A 14,670-nucleotide genomic window follows, 5' to 3' on the forward strand; every position below is an offset into this window, starting at 1 on the left:
TTGAGGTTTTGGGGTTTTGGGGTATGAGTTGAAATTTTCCTATCTCCCCATTTCCCTGTTTCCCCACCTCTCCATTCCCTCCTAAACCCCGACTCTTGACTGATAACCGATAACTGATAACTGATAACTGATAACTGAATTATGCCTAATCTCAAAGCGATTCGCGACCAAATTCAATCGGTCAAAAATACCAAAAAAATTACCGAGGCCATGCGTCTGGTGGCGGCCGCAAAAGTGCGCCGCGCCCAAGAACAAGTTCTCTGTACCCGTCCTTTTGCCGATGCCCTCGCTCAGGTACTTTATAATCTCCAAGGTCGTTTAGCCTTTAGTGATGTTAATTTACCCCTACTGGCCCAACGGGAAGTAAAAACCGTGGCTCTGTTAATAGTCACAGGCGATCGAGGTCTTTGTGGCGGTTATAATACTAACGTCATCCGTCGTGCCGAACAACGGATGAATGAATTAAAAGAGCAAGGGATTAAGTATCAATTAGTGGTTGCCGGCCGGAAAGCGGCACAGTATTTCGAGCGCCGGAATGCTCCCATTGCCGCCAAATTTATTAACCTCGAACAGATTCCCACTGCCGATGAAGCTGGCACGATTGGGGATGAATTGCTTTCCTTATTTTTATCGGAAACAGTCGATCGCGTCGAGTTAATTTATACTCGTTTTATCTCCCTGATCAGTGCCACTCCGGTGATTCAAACCCTGTTACCTTTAACTACCCAAGGTTTAGCGGTACAGGATGACGAGATTTTCCGTTTGGTGACTAAAGAAGGAAAATTTAAGGTACAACGGGAAAAAATGGCCAGCCAACCAGCGCAGGTTTTTCCCCAAGACATGATTTTTGAGCAGAATCCCGTCCAAATCCTCGATTCTCTCCTACCTTTGTACTTAAATAACCAATTACTGCGCGCTCTCCAGGAATCGGCAGCGAGTGAATTAGCAGCCCGGATGACGGCAATGAGTAACGCCAGCGAGAACGCCAGCGAGTTAATCGGGACTTTAAGCCGTACCTACAACAAGGCGCGTCAAGCCGCTATTACCCAAGAATTGCTAGAAGTAGTAGCGGGAGCCAACGCTCTCTAGGTTTAAGCCATTTTTTCTTCTGATTATCAGTAGGAGTGATTATTTTCACTCCTTTTTGTTTGGTGGATAGTGACCAACACTTTTTAGAAACTGATCAACAGATTGTATTTGTATTGAGCGAAAAGGATTAAGAACCAACAGATCTTTATCTCCACTGATAATCAAATCAGCTTTACCACTAAGCGATAACTCTAAAATCTTGTCATCCTTGGCATCACGGCACTCGTTGACAACATCTACCACCTCAATCAATATTCCCCTATCTATAAAGCTGTCTAAAAATTCTTCCCTTTCTTGATCTGTGATATATTTTCTAAACTTTGCACGACTGAGAACTTCGTCAATTTCTTCTATTAGTTCTAATGAGAACAAAATGTTGCCGTTTTGGAGTGCATACCTAATTGCCAAGTCAGGATTACTGCCCTCAAACAGCAAAGAGCTAATGATTACGTTGGTATCAAAAACGTATCGCACTTTACTCACTTAGCAAATTACTCAAAATTTCGGGAGTTAAGCCTCTAGCTTGTGCTTTCCGACTGATATCACTCATAATAGCCTCTAGTGGGCGGCGTTTTCTAGCAAATTCTTTCAACCTCAAACTAAGAAGAGCATCAAGCTTTTGGCGATCAGCAAATATAGCTGATTCATAAATTTCGGCCGATTCCGCGTCAACACGAATTTTAATCTCTCTAACTTCCATAGGTTTTACATACCAAAGAATGTTTCTAAACTATTTAAAACTCTCTCTGACTATATACTAGACGAATTTTTCCAGATAATACCCCCAATTAAGATTTTATTGAGAATTTATTCTCGCACCTCTAGAAGTTTAAGCCATGTCACTCGCTGAGTTAATTCCTCTGGTCAATAATCTGGGCCAGTCAGACAAATTATCACTCTTCAAACTCCTAGCCACACAAATCCCAGACGCTGAACTACAATTCATCTTCTCCGCATCAGAGTACCCAATTTGGTGGCCCTACGACGCAACAGCAGCAGCAAACATCCTGGGGCAGATGATTCAGGATGACCAAGGGGCATCTGCTCATGCCTAGTAAAGTTGAGTTTCCCTTTTCTGAGGATAACGCATTACCGACCAGAACCTTGATCCCAAGCGGCGATCGCTCTGATAACATGAGCTACTTTATCATTCTGCCTCAAAATTGTTTTTTATTGGTCGGCAATAATTGTCTTCTTTTTTTGATTTTGTACGGTAAGTTTGGAACAATCATATTTAAAAAGGCAGAAAATCTTCATCAAGAATTTGCTCCAGCGATAGTCCCCACTCTCAGGCTCAATGACAATAAACCAGTCATAATATTCCCCTGCTAATTGTGGATAAACGCGGTCAAAAATCTCTCGACAACGCCGAGCTAAAGCTTTATCCTCAGCCTCAATTTTCGCTATTTCTTCAGCAGAAAGGCGATGTTGATGAGGAAAAATCGAACTTCCCAGAGGAACTTTTCGAGAGGTTATTTGGCTCATTTTGGCTAATTTTTGCCCAGTGGTGACAAATTTAACTAGAGACAGAGAGAAGAAAAGAGCCTGTTGTGTTTCGGAAATGACTATCGTTCAGGAGAAGTCATTCTTTGATTATTCTAACGATTTCTGCATCTAGTCGGAGCCGTTTTTTTCAGGACAATCGCCACTCTCCACCCAGCCCAATATTGGGAGTAATAAGCTAAATCCCGTCATATAATTGGAAAGGAGAATGGCAACATTAGAGGCTGAGGCGAGGGGAAACAGATGAAGGGCGATCCGGCTGTATTGAAGAAAGTGTCTGTCAGTCTTCCTTTTGGTATTGGTTCAGCCGAATGGGAGGCAGATCCGACTGAGAGAAGGGCTGCATGGTCACTTTATGTGGAATTGGTGACGCGCATTGCTGTAGAGCCACTGGAGGGGGAAGAAGGGCTGCTGCGTGAGGATTTGAACTCGCTGTATAGTTTATTTGGGACAACCCGCGAGATTCTCAAGGAAGCTGGTCCCGATGTGGGGGCTTCTCGCAATTCAGTGGGCGGTATTGCGATCGCTGTCCTGAATCGGGGGTTGCGCCGTTTTCTAGCCAAGTGGCATCCTCGCTTGCAGGTTTGGGAGGCCAAGCGCCCTGCTGATGTCAGTCCGAAGGAATACGAGCAGCAATGGACAGAAGAATCTGAATTGCGAAGGGAGTTAGAGGCTCTCAGGCGGGATTTAAGTCGGTATGCACTGGCTCTAGCAGAGATTGCTGGGGTTGAAAATTAGGGGAGGAGGTTCTTTAAATGTCTCAGCAGTTTGATGTTTTCCTGGCTCATAATAGTGTGGATAAACCGCAAGTAAGGGTGATCGCTAAAAAACTGAGGGAACGAGGGTTAAAACCTTGGCTAGATGAGGAACAAATCCCACCAGGGATGTCATTTCAGGATGAAATTCAAAAAGCTATTCCCCTGATTAAATCGGCAGCTATTATTATTGGTACTAAGGGATTAGGAACGTGGCAGGTCATGGAACTGCGATCGCTTATTACTAAATTTGTTAATCAAAAAATTCCTGTTATTCCTGTTTTGTTACCAGGGGTTAATAATATTCCTAGTGATTTACTATTCCTACAAGAACTTAATTGGGTTAAGTTTGAGCAGATTGATGATGCTACGGCTTTTTATCGGCTACAGTGGGGCATTACCCAAGTTAAGCCAGAGTTACACCCCAAAACTGTACAATTGACCGCCGAGGAGTGGCTTAACAGTGCCTATAACAAAGGTGAATCAGGAGACTACCAAGGTGCGATCGCAGACTACAATCAAGCCATTAATATCAAACCTGACTATGCTCTTGCCTACAACAATCGTGGGATTGCCAAGTCTGACTTAGGAGACAAGCAAGGTGCGATCGCTGACTACAATCAAGCCATTAAAATCAAACCCGACGATGCTGATGCCTACATCAATCGCGGGAATGCCAAGTCTAACTTAGGAGACAAGCAAGGTGCGATCGCAGACTACAATCAAGCCATTAATATCAAACCCGACTATGCTCTTGCCTACTTGAATCGCGGGGTTGCCAAGTCTGACTTAGGAGACAAGCAAGGTGCGATCGCAGACTACAATCAAGCCATTAAAATCAAACCTGACTATGCTGCTGCCTACATCAATCGCGGGAATGCCAAGTCTGACTTAGGAGACAACCAAGGTGCGATCGCAGACTACAATCAAGCCATTAAAATCAAACCTGACTATGCTCTTGCCTACTTGAATCGCGGGGTTGCCAAGAAAAACTTAGGAGACAAGCAAGGTGCGATCGCTGACTACAATCAAGCCATTAATATCAAACCCGACTATGTGTCTGCCTACTACAATCGCGGGTCGGCCAAGGATGACTTAGGAGACTACCAAGGTGCGATCGCAGACTACAATCAAGCCATTAATATCAAACCCGACTATGCTGATGCCTACAACAATCGCGGGATTGCCAAGAAAAACTTAGGAGACAAGCAAGGTGCGATCGCAGACTACAATCAAGCCATTAAAATCAAACCTGACTATGCTGCTGCCTAAGCTAAACGGCGCTTAACCTGCATGATCCAATAGCTATAACCCTTTTGGAGTCTATATCGGTGATCCGAAGTAAAAGCCGTTTAGCTTACTACAATCGCGGGAATGCCAAGTCTGACTTAGGAGACAAGCAAGGTGCGATCGCTGACTACAATCAAGCGGCACAACTTTACGCGCAACAGAACAAGATGGTTGATTACCAAGATGCCCTTAATCAGGTGAAAAATCTTGAAAAATGATTTTGGGGAAGGTTGTTCTCATAAAAAATAGCTGTTACTAAAATTAAAAAATCAAAATAAAGGACTGATGAATTAATCTATAATGCAAGAGACAGGAGCTATTAGCGGCAGGCTATTTGACCCATCTAAAGCGGGAGGTAAAATTCTTAAATTATCCTATCAAGAAATAAAAAACTAGGCTATCCCACTGGACAGCCACCCGATCCAGATATGGCTTACAAGTTGTGGAATAATGCTCACACAGCAACCCTTGAAGATTATGGTTTAAAAGAAGGATTTGGCGTTTTATTTCACCCAAGTATAGAGGATTAATCATGAAAGATACCGTACAGTTAACCCAACTTGAATTGGTGCTTCTCCAATTAGTTGAAAAAGGAAAAGGAAAATGGAGTTGGTACGAATTAGCTAACGCACTTTCCCGCCGAGATGTTCCTAGCCGTAGCGTGTGGATCTGAGAAGGGAACAGGGGGTCTTTGGTCGATTCTCGTTTTTTCTTCTCTCGCGCAAAGACTCGTAACCTGTAAGATATAACAACTTCAGGCAATTTGTCAAGCTTAGTTTTGGAGATTTCTAGAACGAAAACATAGGCTTTTTCCTACTTCAATACCTGGCACTGGTTGCTGTCATCAATCTATCGGTTTCCAGTAGTAAGCTACTTTGCAGATAAGTCAACTTTTAATTCTCGCTCTTCTACTATTCTTTACCCCTCATCAATAAACGGGTTTTTAATATTTAAACTGGAAATCCCCTTAAAATCATCAACATTTCTAGTTACCAAACATCCATTTTGGCTCAATGTTGTCGCGGCAATAATGGCATCGGGAATCTTGATTTTATACTGTCGTTTCAGTTGAATAGTCAGATCTTCAATTTCTCTCAATATGGGAATTAATTCAAACTGTGAGAGTAAATCTTCAATTATCTGCTCTTCTTCCTTAGACAAAGTAGGAAAACTGAGTAACTCAATTCTGACAATTGGTGAGATAAAAATCTGATGCAAACTCAAAAAAGCTGGGGAGAAAAAAGAAGTAACTATATCATCATCGGCTAAATAATAAATAAAAATATTGGTATCATAGACGTATTTCATCCATCCCACTCCCGACGAAGAGACTCTACATGAGATAGCATTGCCGCTTTTTTATCCTTAAGAATACCTTTGGCTTTAACCACCTTTTGATAATCTTTTTGCCAAAGCTGAAGCAGTGAATCTGGCACGTCTGCTGTAATGAAATTTTCATCTTCAGCAATCAGATAATTCCTTGGTATTTTAATCAGTGGCAAAGCTTTTCTCCTAATACCAAACAGTATTTAATGTCTCTCTCTGTCATAGACTATCATTATATATCATCCTTTCCTCATGAATCCCTGACCTCCCAGAAAAATCCAATCATCGCGGCGGTAATCCAAAAATAGTAATAAGTAAAGACTGTAACCAATTAATCGATGCTTGAGTTTGCTCGACCGTCATCCGATTTCTTCTTTCTGCGACTAGGAGAGTATTGACAATCTCTAAAGACCAAATTTCGGGAACAAATGCTTCGGCGTTTGGCATTATGTCTAATACTGCGTTAGCATAATCGTTATCTTCATCGACCAAACATCAGCTAATTGCTACCGAACAATCTAAAACGAACTCAATCAAAACCGCCTCCCTTCTTCTCGCATGGCACGAATTTCACTTTTAGGTAAAGCTACAGTTTTTTGAAGGCGGCGCATTCCTGAAATAGCTTGGGTAATAGATTGCTCTACTACTGGGTTGCCCCAGGCATTATAGCGAGGTTTTCTTTCCTCTTTTCTACTTGCTAAATCTTCACTGACTTCTTGAACCGCTTCAACGGTTACTGTAACATTTACTTCAGTGTCTTTAAAATCGGACGGTATATCTAAATGTAAGATTCCATCTCTACCAATCTGAGAACGTAGTTTAATTGTTGGCATATTAAAACCTCGTATATTCTTATCCTTTTGCCCCTTTATAAGCAGTAAAACGTAGTAAAACGTAGGGTGCGTTAGACGGCAAAAATTGCTGCTGTGACTCGAAGGTGATAATCCGTCGTAACGCACCACCTCTCATCAACATTTACTCATACCGGCGGTTACGTTTGCGGATAATCCAGAGGATAAACCAGATAACTAGGGCAAGTAGGGCGATTTTTGAGACGGGAGCCAGATATTCTTCCACAAGGGGGTAATTCTTCCCTAAAAAGTAACCTGCTGCTGTTAAAAAAACGACCCAGAGGGTCGTGCCGATGGTGGAGTAAAATAAAAAGGGAATCATCGCCATGTGATTCATCCCGGCGGGTAGGGAAATCAAAGTTCGCACTCCGGGGACCAAACGACCGAGTAAAACCGCTTTACTACCGTGACGGTTAAACCATTGATTAGCTTTTTGAATATCTTTAGCGGAAACGGTAATCCATTTGCCGTATTTATCGGCTAGTTTTTCGATTTTTTCCTCATCCACAACCCGACCGAGACAATACCAAGGTAGCGCTCCGATGACCGTACCAAAAATCCCCGCTACCACTGCCGGAATAAATTCCATTTGTCCCTCATGGACGGTAAAACCCGCCAGGGGCATAATTAATTCTGAGGGAATGGGAGGAAAAAGATTCTCTAAAAACATTAATAGGGCTATGCCTAAATAGCCCATGGAAGTCATTGTATTTGTAATCCATTCAGTCATATTTTTTTATGATTTAGAAAACAGTTTAAAAGTAAAAAAAGGGAGTGGGAAGTGGGAATTATGAATTATGAATTATGAATTATGAAGTGGCGGGTACTGACTCCTGACTCCTGACTCCTGACTCCTAACTCCTGAAAACTGATAACTGATAACTGATAACTGAAAACTGAAAACTGAAAACTGAAAACTGATAACTGATAACTGATATTAGGTTCCGGAAGTCCAGGAGTTGATATATTCTAATTGGGCTTCGGTGAGAGTATCGATTTCAATCCCCATGGCTTGCAGTTTCAAGCGGGCGATTTCTTGGTCTAATTCGTAGGGAATCGAGTAGATGCCGGGGGCCAATTTACCTTGATTTTTAACCAAGTATTCTACACCGATCGCCTGGTTAGCGAAACTCATATCCATAACGGCGCTAGGATGACCTTCGGCGGCGGCGAGGTTAACTAGGCGACCTTCACCGATAACAACGACGGATTTACCGCTTTTTAGTCTATATTGTTGGGTAAAGTTGCGAACTTCCTTGACATTATCGGCTTTTGCGCCTAAAGCTTGCAGGTCGATTTCAATATCAAAGTGACCGGAGTTGGAAACAATCGCCCCATCTTTCATCAGGTCGAAATGTTCGGCCCGGATAACGTGCTTGTTACCAGTGACAGTGATGAAGATATCGCCTTCTTTAGCGGCTTCATCCATGGGCATAACCCGGAAACCGTCCATCGCTGCTTCAATGGCCCGCACGGCGTTGATTTCGGTGACAATTACATTAGAGCCTAAACCTTTGGCCCGCATAGCCACACCTTTACCACACCAACCATAACCAGCCACAACCACCGTTTTACCGGCGAGGAGGATATTGGTGGCGCGAATGATACCATCAAGGGTAGATTGACCTGTACCGTAGCGATTATCAAAGAAATGCTTGGTTTCTGCGTCGTTAACGTTCATTGCGGGGAAGGATAACACCCCGGCTTTGAGCATGGCTTGCAAACGGACGATACCGGTGGTAGTTTCTTCGGTAGTACCGATAATGTCGGGTAATTGGTGACTTCTTTCTTTAACTAGGGTGGCCACTACATCACAACCATCATCGATGATAATCTGGGGTTTATGATCGAGGGCGATTTGAACGTGACGGTGATAGGTGTCGTTATCTTCCCCTTTGATTGCATAAACGGGGATGCCGTAATCAGCGACTAAACAAGCGGCCACATCATCCTGGGTGGAAAGGGGATTACTGGCAATTAATAACGCATCAGCGCCACCGGCTTTTAGTGCGATCGCCAAATTAGCGGTTTCGGTGGTAACGTGACAGCAAGCGACTAAACGCAGTCCAGCAAAGGGTTTTTCGATGGCGTAACGTTCGGCTAATTGACGCAAAACGGGCATTTCCCGACCGGCCCATTCGATGCGTTGTTTGCCGATGGGGGCTAAACTAATATCTTTGATGTCGTATTTCTGTTGAACTGGTGTTGCTACCATAAGGGGTTTTCCTTAAATACAAGCCTAGGCTATTGGTTAATTTAACTTAACATTGTCTGGGTATTTTGGCTAATGTCAAGCTTTCGGCTGGTTTTTTATATAGTAAAAAGTTATCAATCCCTCGCTGACCTATCCAGAAATCGGTACATTTTCTCTATTTTAGGTAATTATATAGTACAATAAAACTACTGTATGATCTAAATCAAGCTAGAAATCTCTATCTGGTGATGATAAGATAAAGTGATGGGCGAGAAACTGACAGGCGTTAATCCCAAGATAATCCAATGGGCAAGAGAAAGGGCGAGATATTCTCTTGAGTCTGTGGCGGTCAAGTTTAAAAAAGAGGTTTCTGTTATCGAGAAATGGGAGTCAGGAGAGGACTTTCCTACCTATAGTCAATTGGAAAAGTTAGCAGAAATATATAAACGTCCTCTCGCTTTATTCTTTTTCCCAGAACCTCCCCTAGAAGCGGAGGAAAAACAAGAATTTAGAACTTTGCCAGACTTTGAAATCGAAAACCTGGCCGCCGATACTATCTATGCTTTAAGACAAGCAAAAGCGATGCAATTGTCGCTACAGGAAATTAATAATGGTATTAATCCTAGTACCAAGAAAATCTTTCAGGATATTGCGGTTAGCTCTAGTGATGATTTAAGGATATTAGCCGAACAGATCAGAAATTATTTAAACGTTACTCTAGAAGAACAACTGACCTGGAATGATCAGGAAACTGCCTTAAAAAAATGGCGGAGTGCCGTGGAAGAAGCCGGTATTTTTATTTTTAAGCGTTCTTTTAAGCAGCGAAAAATTTCGGGATTTTGCTTGATAGATATTGAATTTCCGATCATCTATCTTAATAATAGCACGGAAAAATCTAGACAAATATTTACCATTTTTCATGAATTAGCACATATTCTTTTGCAGACTAATGGAATTACTAAGTCTGACGATAGATATATTAATAGTTTGCAAGGAGAAAATAAATATATCGAGATATTTTGTAATAAATTTGCTGCAGAGTTTTTGCTTCCTAATCATGTCTTTTCTGAGATAATCAGAGAAACAATAGTTAACGATAAAATTATCTCGAAAATTTCCAGTGATTATAAGGTTAGTCGAGAAGTAGTTCTACGAAAACTATTAGATAATAACTTTATTTCTCAGAAAGAATATAGTCTTAAAGTAACCGAGTGGTACAGTGAGCAGGTGAGAAAAAGTCAGGACAAAAATAAAAAATCTGGAGGTGATTACTATGCTAATCAGGCGACATATTTGGGAGAAAATTACCTAAAACTGGTGTTCAATAAATACTATCAAGGCCAATACGATATTGAGCGCGTTGCTGATTATCTAAACATTAAAAAAGTTGCTACGGTGGAAAAACTTGAAAAATATTTATTAAAGAAAGGACTGTTTTGATGGTTTACATTTTTGACACAAGTAGTTTTAAGGTTTTAGGAAACTATTTTCCCCAAAGTTTTCCTACCGTTTGGCAAAAAATTAATTTGCTTGTGTCAGAAGGTAGGCTAAAATCAGTACGCGAAGTGCTTAACGAAGTAGAATATGGCAATAATAAACAATTTGTTTTAGATTGGATAGACTCCAATCAACAAATATTTTTACCACCCACTGCTCAGGAAACTTTATTTATTGCTGAAATTTTTTCTATAAGAAACTTTAAGGATTTAGTGAGTGAAAAAGCAAGATTACAAGGAAAGCCAGTGGCTGACCCATTTATTATTGCCTGTGCCAAGATAAAAGACGGTTGCGTAATTACCGAAGAAGCCTTGAAGCCTAATGCTCCCAAAATCCCCACAGTCTGTCAACACTTTTCTATCGATTGTACCAATGTTCAGGGTTTAATGGAGCGGGAAGGTTGGCAATTTTAAAACTAAAATTAATGGATAAATTGCCAATAAATTTATATGTTGAAAAGGCTTTTTCTGGAAAACTAATAACCATGTTCAGTCAGAAATTCAAGGCTAATCTCGGTAGGAGGGTGATAAGAGCGCATTCCTAACAATTTTTCCACATATTTGCCTAAAATATCCCCTTCTAGATTCACCCAATCGCCTAATTTTAAATGGGAAAGATTGGTTTCGGCGTAGGTGTGGGGGATGACAGCCACTTTAAACCAGCTGCCGGAGGCATCGCAATCGGCCACGGTTAAACTAATGCCATTAACAGCTATACTGCCCTTACCGACGATATAACGAGCTATGTAGTTATTCCACTGCTCTTCTAGGGAACTAGGGGCAGCAAAGGTCATTTCCCACGAATTAGCCACGATTATCGATTCGACTAAACAGCCAATACCGTCCACATGACCGGTGACAAAATGACCGCCGATTTTACTACCCACCCGCAAAGAGGTTTCTAGGTTAACGTTGGTTTCTGTTTTAATCCTTCGTCCCAAAGTAGTGCGCTGTAGGGTTTCCGGGGAAGCGGTGGCCAGAAAACCCTCTGGGAGAATTTCCTCGACTGTCAAACAAACCCCATCCACAGCCACACTATCACCAATCATTAAATCTCGGATAATTGTATCAGAGGATACAGACAAATATAGTCTATCAGTATCCACGACCCGAATCGTTGCCAAGGCTTGAATTAATCCTGTAAACATCGGCTTTTTTCTCGACTATAAATCCTTATGAGTGAAAGATTGGGCATTTTCCCCAGAATAATCGGCGACAATATGACCATCTCCCACTAATTGGTATTTGTAGGTCACTAATCCCTCTAATCCCACCGGACCACGGGGAGGCATTTTTTGGGTACTGATACCCACTTCGGCCCCGAAACCGTAACGGAAACCATCGGCAAATCGGGTGGAACAATTATGAAAAACTCCGGCGGCATCGACTCGATCGCTAAAGGTTTTGGCCGTGTTAAAATTTTCGCTGACAATGCCTTCCGTGTGTCGAGAACCGTAATAATTAATATGTTCGATCGCTGATTCCAGACTATCGACAATTTTAATTGACAGAATTAAATCACTATATTCGGTTTGCCAGTCCTGTTCTGTGGCCGATGGTACGTTAATCATCTGACGAGTTGCTTCATCTCCCAATAATTTAACCTTTTTTTCCTCTAATGCTTGTGCCACTGCGGGTAAAAATTGTCTAGCGATGTCTTGATGAACCAATAAAGTTTCAATGGTATTACAAGCGGCAGGATATTGGGTTTTGCCATCGACGGTAATCCTAATTGCTTTGCTTAAATCGGCTTCTTTGTCGATGTAGAGATGACAGATACCATCGGCGTGACCGAGGACGGGAATGCGGGTATTATTTTGGATATAACGCACAAATTCGTTAGAACCTCTAGGAATTATTAAATCGATGTATTGATCGAGTTTTAAGAGTTCCTGAATTTCTTCTCGTGTTGTTAATAATCGTACCGCTGCTGGATTAACTTTAGTTTGACTCAATGCCTGATGAATAATTGTTACTAAAGCTTGACAAGAACGGATCGCTTCTTTCCCCCCTTTTAAAATAACGCCATTACCAGATTTAATCGCTAAACTGGTAATTTGAATTAAAGCATCGGGACGAGCTTCAAAAATAACGCCTAAAACCCCTAAAGGACAGGTTATTCTCCGCAGAATTAAACCTTGATCTAATTCCCGATTAATTTGCATCGTAGCTAAAGGATCTGCTAATTTAGCCACATCTCGCACCCCGGCAATAGCGGCTTTTAATTTGCTGGGACTTAACTCTAATCGCGCACATAAAGCTGGGGATAATTCCATCGCCTTGGCTGTTTGAACATCGGCGATATTAGCTTCTAGTATTTTATCGGCATTGGCAGTCAAAGCCTCAGCAATAGCCTCTAAAGCTTCATTCCTTTCTTCGTTAGTCAGGATAGCCAGTTGACGACTCGCTTGACGGGTTTCTCTGGCGATTTCGGGGAGGGATAGAGAAGTTGTAACCATAGAAAATTAAAAGTAATAACCGCTATCTTGTTTATTTTATCTTATTTTTGATCAAGTTTCAGGGTCATTAGACCTCATTGTAAAAATCAAAAATTGTTGTTAGGGTTAGGAGTCAGTAGTCAGGATAATTAAGAATCAATAATAATCAATTAAATGGTCTATTTACGGATTTTAGGCAATTTAATCCTTATTTTTGCCGTTTTTGAACCCTCAAAAATTAATTAGGCAAGAGGTTTATTGAAGGTTATCTAGAAAAAATAGCCGAAATTAGTAATTTTTCTATCCTAGACCTGTAGAGACATTAGAGTTAACATCCCTACAGAATCTAGACTATCTAGACCAGATTGGCAATCAGACAGTTAGATACCTCTTGACGCGCCCAATTATCGGCGGCTAAAATGTCATCTAGGCTAGGGGTAGAAGTGTTATGAATTGCAAAGCGATCGCAAACTTTTTCGATCACCCGGGGAATATCTAAGAAGCTAATCTTTTCTTCTAAAAATAACGCTACCACTTGTTCATTTGCCGCGTTTAATACTGCTGGCATTGCCCCACCCGCGCGGCCAGCTGCGTAGGCTAATCCCATACAGGGATATTTTTGATGATCGGGTTCTTTGAAAGTTAAACTGCCGGCTTTAACTAAATTCAAAGGTTCCCAATCGGTATAAATTCTTTCAGGCCAAGACAAGGCATATAACAGGGGTAAACGCATATCTGGCCAGCCTAATTGAGCTAAAACCGATGTATCCTGTAACTCAATTAAAGAGTGAATAATACTTTGAGGATGAATAACAATATCGATCGCATTATAATCGACACCAAATAAATAATGAGCTTCGATAACTTCTAGACCTTTATTCATTAAAGTAGCCGAATCGATGGTGATTTTTCTGCCCATAGACCAGTTGGGATGTTTGAGGGCATCAGCTACGGTTACTTGCGGCAATTTTTCCACGGGTAAATCGCGAAAAGCACCCCCAGAAGCAGTGAGAATAATCTTTTTTAATCCCCCAGTGGGAACTCCCTGTAAACATTGAAAAATAGCTGAATGTTCCGAATCGGCAGGTAATAATTTAACTCGGTGTTTTTCCACTAAAGGCAGCACCACTGGACCGCCAGCAATCAGGGTTTCTTTATTAGCGAGGGCAATATCTTTACCAGCAGTAATAGCGGCAATTGTCGGCAGCAATCCCGCACAACCGACAATTCCCGTGACGACGCTTTCGGAATCGCCATAACGGGCCACTTCGATTACTCCTTCCTTTCCTGCTAGGATAATCGGGGTATAGTCAAGGTCGGAAATTAGGCTTTTTAGGTCTTCTAGTTGACCTTCGTTATTAATCGCCACGATTTGCGGGTGAAATTGCCGAATTTGCTCCGATAGTAGTTGAATATTATTACCCGTGGCTAATCCCACCACTTGAAACTTATCGGGATGATCGGTGACAATATCGAGAGTTTGAGTGCCGATCGAGCCTGTAGAGCCTAAAATCGAGATTTTTTTCATTAGAAACTTAATATAATTTGGGGATTAGCTTTAAATATACGTTCTCCGGGGTCTTTCCGGCACATCAGCCTAAATATTAAACATTTGTTAAAAAAGTTGATAGTTTGACCTTTTTATGCTACGGCTTAGAAAAAGTTAGCGATAGAGATGGTGACAGAGAAGAAATCGAATAGAAAGGCCAATGGATTAGGCTGTCTAGC

The 14,670-nt window shown here is 41.6% G+C and carries 20 protein-coding genes; 7 read left to right on the forward strand and 13 right to left on the reverse strand.

Translation table 11 applies throughout. The features are described 5' to 3' along the window. Nucleotides 1-141 precede the first annotated feature (141 nt). Entirely contained in the window at nt 142-1,089 is a 948-nt protein-coding gene (locus O9300_RS05430; protein ID WP_190357086.1) for a F0F1 ATP synthase subunit gamma, read from the forward strand. A 45-nt stretch (nt 1,090-1,134) separates the two neighbouring features. Here the strand turns inward: O9300_RS05430 and O9300_RS05435 are convergent, their stop codons facing one another. The 3 genes from O9300_RS05435 to O9300_RS05445 form a co-directional block, all read right to left on the reverse strand. Beyond that, a complete protein-coding gene (locus tag O9300_RS05435) occupies nt 1,135-1,572 on the reverse strand; it encodes a putative toxin-antitoxin system toxin component, PIN family (protein WP_287733565.1) in 438 nt (145 codons plus the stop codon). After that, nucleotides 1,565-1,789: a hypothetical protein gene (locus O9300_RS05440; protein WP_110579143.1), complete on the reverse strand. Its 225-nt coding sequence runs from the start codon at nt 1,787-1,789 to the stop codon at nt 1,565-1,567. The genes O9300_RS05435 and O9300_RS05440 overlap by 8 nt, the downstream gene beginning before the upstream one ends. Nucleotides 1,790-2,259: 470 nt before the next feature. Then, on the reverse strand, nt 2,260-2,574 hold the full coding sequence (locus tag O9300_RS05445) for a hypothetical protein (RefSeq protein WP_002755562.1): 315 nt from the start codon (nt 2,572-2,574) through the stop codon (nt 2,260-2,262). A 261-nt stretch (nt 2,575-2,835) separates the two neighbouring features. On the opposite strand from O9300_RS05445, the gene O9300_RS05450 reads away from it, so the two are divergent. The 4 genes from O9300_RS05450 (at nt 2,836) to O9300_RS05465 (ending at nt 5,310) form a co-directional block, all read left to right on the forward strand. After that, nucleotides 2,836-3,330, forward strand: a complete 495-nt coding sequence (locus O9300_RS05450) for a hypothetical protein (RefSeq protein ID WP_287733566.1) — start codon at nt 2,836-2,838, stop codon at nt 3,328-3,330. 17 nt (nt 3,331-3,347) lie between these two features. Then, entirely contained in the window at nt 3,348-4,619 is a 1,272-nt protein-coding gene (locus O9300_RS05455) for a tetratricopeptide repeat protein (protein ID WP_287970453.1), read from the forward strand. 59 nt (nt 4,620-4,678) lie between these two features. Further along, complete coding sequence (locus O9300_RS05460) at nt 4,679-4,855, forward strand: hypothetical protein (RefSeq protein ID WP_287970454.1); 177 nt, start codon at nt 4,679-4,681, stop codon at nt 4,853-4,855. A 314-nt stretch (nt 4,856-5,169) separates the two neighbouring features. Continuing rightward, a complete protein-coding gene (locus O9300_RS05465; RefSeq protein ID WP_164502940.1) occupies nt 5,170-5,310 on the forward strand; it encodes a hypothetical protein in 141 nt (46 codons plus the stop codon). Nucleotides 5,311-5,555: 245 nt separating this feature from the next. Here O9300_RS05465 and O9300_RS05470 read toward each other — a convergent pair whose 3' ends face one another. From O9300_RS05470 to ahcY, 7 genes are all read right to left on the reverse strand, one after another. Then, complete coding sequence (locus O9300_RS05470; RefSeq protein ID WP_271926813.1) at nt 5,556-5,945, reverse strand: type II toxin-antitoxin system VapC family toxin; 390 nt, start codon at nt 5,943-5,945, stop codon at nt 5,556-5,558. Continuing rightward, nucleotides 5,942-6,139, reverse strand: a complete 198-nt coding sequence (locus O9300_RS05475) for a hypothetical protein (protein ID WP_002789758.1) — start codon at nt 6,137-6,139, stop codon at nt 5,942-5,944. The genes O9300_RS05470 and O9300_RS05475 overlap by 4 nt, the downstream gene beginning before the upstream one ends. 106 nt (nt 6,140-6,245) lie before the next feature. Continuing rightward, nucleotides 6,246-6,410 carry a type II toxin-antitoxin system VapC family toxin gene (locus tag O9300_RS05480; protein ID WP_223211133.1) on the reverse strand — a complete coding sequence of 55 codons (165 nt, stop codon included), beginning with the start codon at nt 6,408-6,410 and terminating at the stop codon, nt 6,246-6,248. An 86-nt stretch (nt 6,411-6,496) separates the two neighbouring features. Continuing rightward, the gene (locus O9300_RS05485) at nt 6,497-6,796 is read right to left on the reverse strand and encodes a hypothetical protein (protein WP_002795863.1); all 300 of its coding nucleotides are present in this window, start codon (nt 6,794-6,796) and stop codon (nt 6,497-6,499) included. A 19-nt stretch (nt 6,797-6,815) separates the two neighbouring features. Beyond that, a complete protein-coding gene (locus O9300_RS05490) occupies nt 6,816-6,938 on the reverse strand; it encodes a hypothetical protein (RefSeq protein ID WP_287970457.1) in 123 nt (40 codons plus the stop codon). Next, nucleotides 6,939-7,544 carry a DedA family protein gene (locus tag O9300_RS05495; RefSeq protein ID WP_287970459.1) on the reverse strand — a complete coding sequence of 202 codons (606 nt, stop codon included), beginning with the start codon at nt 7,542-7,544 and terminating at the stop codon, nt 6,939-6,941. A gap of 207 nt (nt 7,545-7,751) precedes the next feature. Beyond that, a complete protein-coding gene (gene ahcY, locus O9300_RS05500) occupies nt 7,752-9,029 on the reverse strand; it encodes an adenosylhomocysteinase (protein ID WP_002732258.1) in 1,278 nt (425 codons plus the stop codon). Nucleotides 9,030-9,272: 243 nt separating this feature from the next. On the opposite strand from ahcY, the gene O9300_RS05505 reads away from it, so the two are divergent. Together O9300_RS05505 and O9300_RS05510 are read left to right on the forward strand one after the other, a co-directional pair. Then, complete coding sequence (locus O9300_RS05505) at nt 9,273-10,448, forward strand: ImmA/IrrE family metallo-endopeptidase (protein WP_287970461.1); 1,176 nt, start codon at nt 9,273-9,275, stop codon at nt 10,446-10,448. Continuing rightward, nucleotides 10,448-10,918, forward strand: coding sequence for a PIN domain-containing protein (locus O9300_RS05510; RefSeq protein WP_287970463.1), 471 nt, complete (start codon nt 10,448-10,450; stop codon nt 10,916-10,918). The genes O9300_RS05505 and O9300_RS05510 overlap by 1 nt, the downstream gene beginning before the upstream one ends. A gap of 62 nt (nt 10,919-10,980) precedes the next feature. Here the strand turns inward: O9300_RS05510 and O9300_RS05515 are convergent, their stop codons facing one another. The 3 genes from O9300_RS05515 to dxr form a co-directional block, all read right to left on the reverse strand. Then, complete coding sequence (locus tag O9300_RS05515) at nt 10,981-11,652, reverse strand: riboflavin synthase (protein ID WP_287970465.1); 672 nt, start codon at nt 11,650-11,652, stop codon at nt 10,981-10,983. 15 nt (nt 11,653-11,667) lie between these two features. Beyond that, nucleotides 11,668-12,963 carry a glutamate-5-semialdehyde dehydrogenase gene (gene proA, locus O9300_RS05520; protein ID WP_287970467.1) on the reverse strand — a complete coding sequence of 432 codons (1,296 nt, stop codon included), beginning with the start codon at nt 12,961-12,963 and terminating at the stop codon, nt 11,668-11,670. Between the two features lie 334 nt (nt 12,964-13,297). Further along, nucleotides 13,298-14,470 (reverse strand): 1-deoxy-D-xylulose-5-phosphate reductoisomerase, encoded by a 1,173-nt coding sequence (gene dxr, locus O9300_RS05525; protein WP_287970470.1) that lies wholly within the window; start codon nt 14,468-14,470, stop codon nt 13,298-13,300. Nucleotides 14,471-14,670 lie beyond the last annotated feature (200 nt).

The sequence above is a fragment of the Microcystis sp. LE19-195.1E genome, from assembly GCF_027532095.1.
Taxonomy (GTDB): domain Bacteria; phylum Cyanobacteriota; class Cyanobacteriia; order Cyanobacteriales; family Microcystaceae; genus Microcystis; species Microcystis aeruginosa.

What these genes read in the sequence shown, in the direction of transcription:
- O9300_RS05430 (WP_190357086.1), top strand. Translation starts at nt 142, where the DNA reads ATGCCTAATCTCAAAGCGATTCGCGACCAAATTCAATCGGTCAAAAAT.
- O9300_RS05440 (WP_110579143.1), bottom strand. Translation starts at nt 1,789, where the DNA reads ATGGAAGTTAGAGAGATTAAAATTCGTGTTGACGCGGAATCGGCCGAA.
- O9300_RS05445 (WP_002755562.1), bottom strand. Translation starts at nt 2,574, where the DNA reads ATGAGCCAAATAACCTCTCGAAAAGTTCCTCTGGGAAGTTCGATTTTT.
- O9300_RS05450 (WP_287733566.1), top strand. Translation starts at nt 2,836, where the DNA reads ATGAAGGGCGATCCGGCTGTATTGAAGAAAGTGTCTGTCAGTCTTCCT.
- O9300_RS05455 (WP_287970453.1), top strand. Translation starts at nt 3,348, where the DNA reads ATGTCTCAGCAGTTTGATGTTTTCCTGGCTCATAATAGTGTGGATAAA.
- O9300_RS05465 (WP_164502940.1), top strand. Translation starts at nt 5,170, where the DNA reads ATGAAAGATACCGTACAGTTAACCCAACTTGAATTGGTGCTTCTCCAA.
- O9300_RS05470 (WP_271926813.1), bottom strand. Translation starts at nt 5,945, where the DNA reads ATGAAATACGTCTATGATACCAATATTTTTATTTATTATTTAGCCGAT.
- O9300_RS05480 (WP_223211133.1), bottom strand. Translation starts at nt 6,410, where the DNA reads ATGCCAAACGCCGAAGCATTTGTTCCCGAAATTTGGTCTTTAGAGATT.
- O9300_RS05485 (WP_002795863.1), bottom strand. Translation starts at nt 6,796, where the DNA reads ATGCCAACAATTAAACTACGTTCTCAGATTGGTAGAGATGGAATCTTA.
- O9300_RS05490 (WP_287970457.1), bottom strand. Translation starts at nt 6,938, where the DNA reads ATGTTGATGAGAGGTGGTGCGTTACGACGGATTATCACCTTCGAGTCA.
- O9300_RS05495 (WP_287970459.1), bottom strand. Translation starts at nt 7,544, where the DNA reads ATGACTGAATGGATTACAAATACAATGACTTCCATGGGCTATTTAGGC.
- ahcY (WP_002732258.1), bottom strand. Translation starts at nt 9,029, where the DNA reads ATGGTAGCAACACCAGTTCAACAGAAATACGACATCAAAGATATTAGT.
- O9300_RS05505 (WP_287970461.1), top strand. Translation starts at nt 9,273, where the DNA reads ATGGGCGAGAAACTGACAGGCGTTAATCCCAAGATAATCCAATGGGCA.
- O9300_RS05510 (WP_287970463.1), top strand. Translation starts at nt 10,448, where the DNA reads ATGGTTTACATTTTTGACACAAGTAGTTTTAAGGTTTTAGGAAACTAT.
- O9300_RS05515 (WP_287970465.1), bottom strand. Translation starts at nt 11,652, where the DNA reads ATGTTTACAGGATTAATTCAAGCCTTGGCAACGATTCGGGTCGTGGAT.
- proA (WP_287970467.1), bottom strand. Translation starts at nt 12,963, where the DNA reads ATGGTTACAACTTCTCTATCCCTCCCCGAAATCGCCAGAGAAACCCGT.
- dxr (WP_287970470.1), bottom strand. Translation starts at nt 14,470, where the DNA reads ATGAAAAAAATCTCGATTTTAGGCTCTACAGGCTCGATCGGCACTCAA.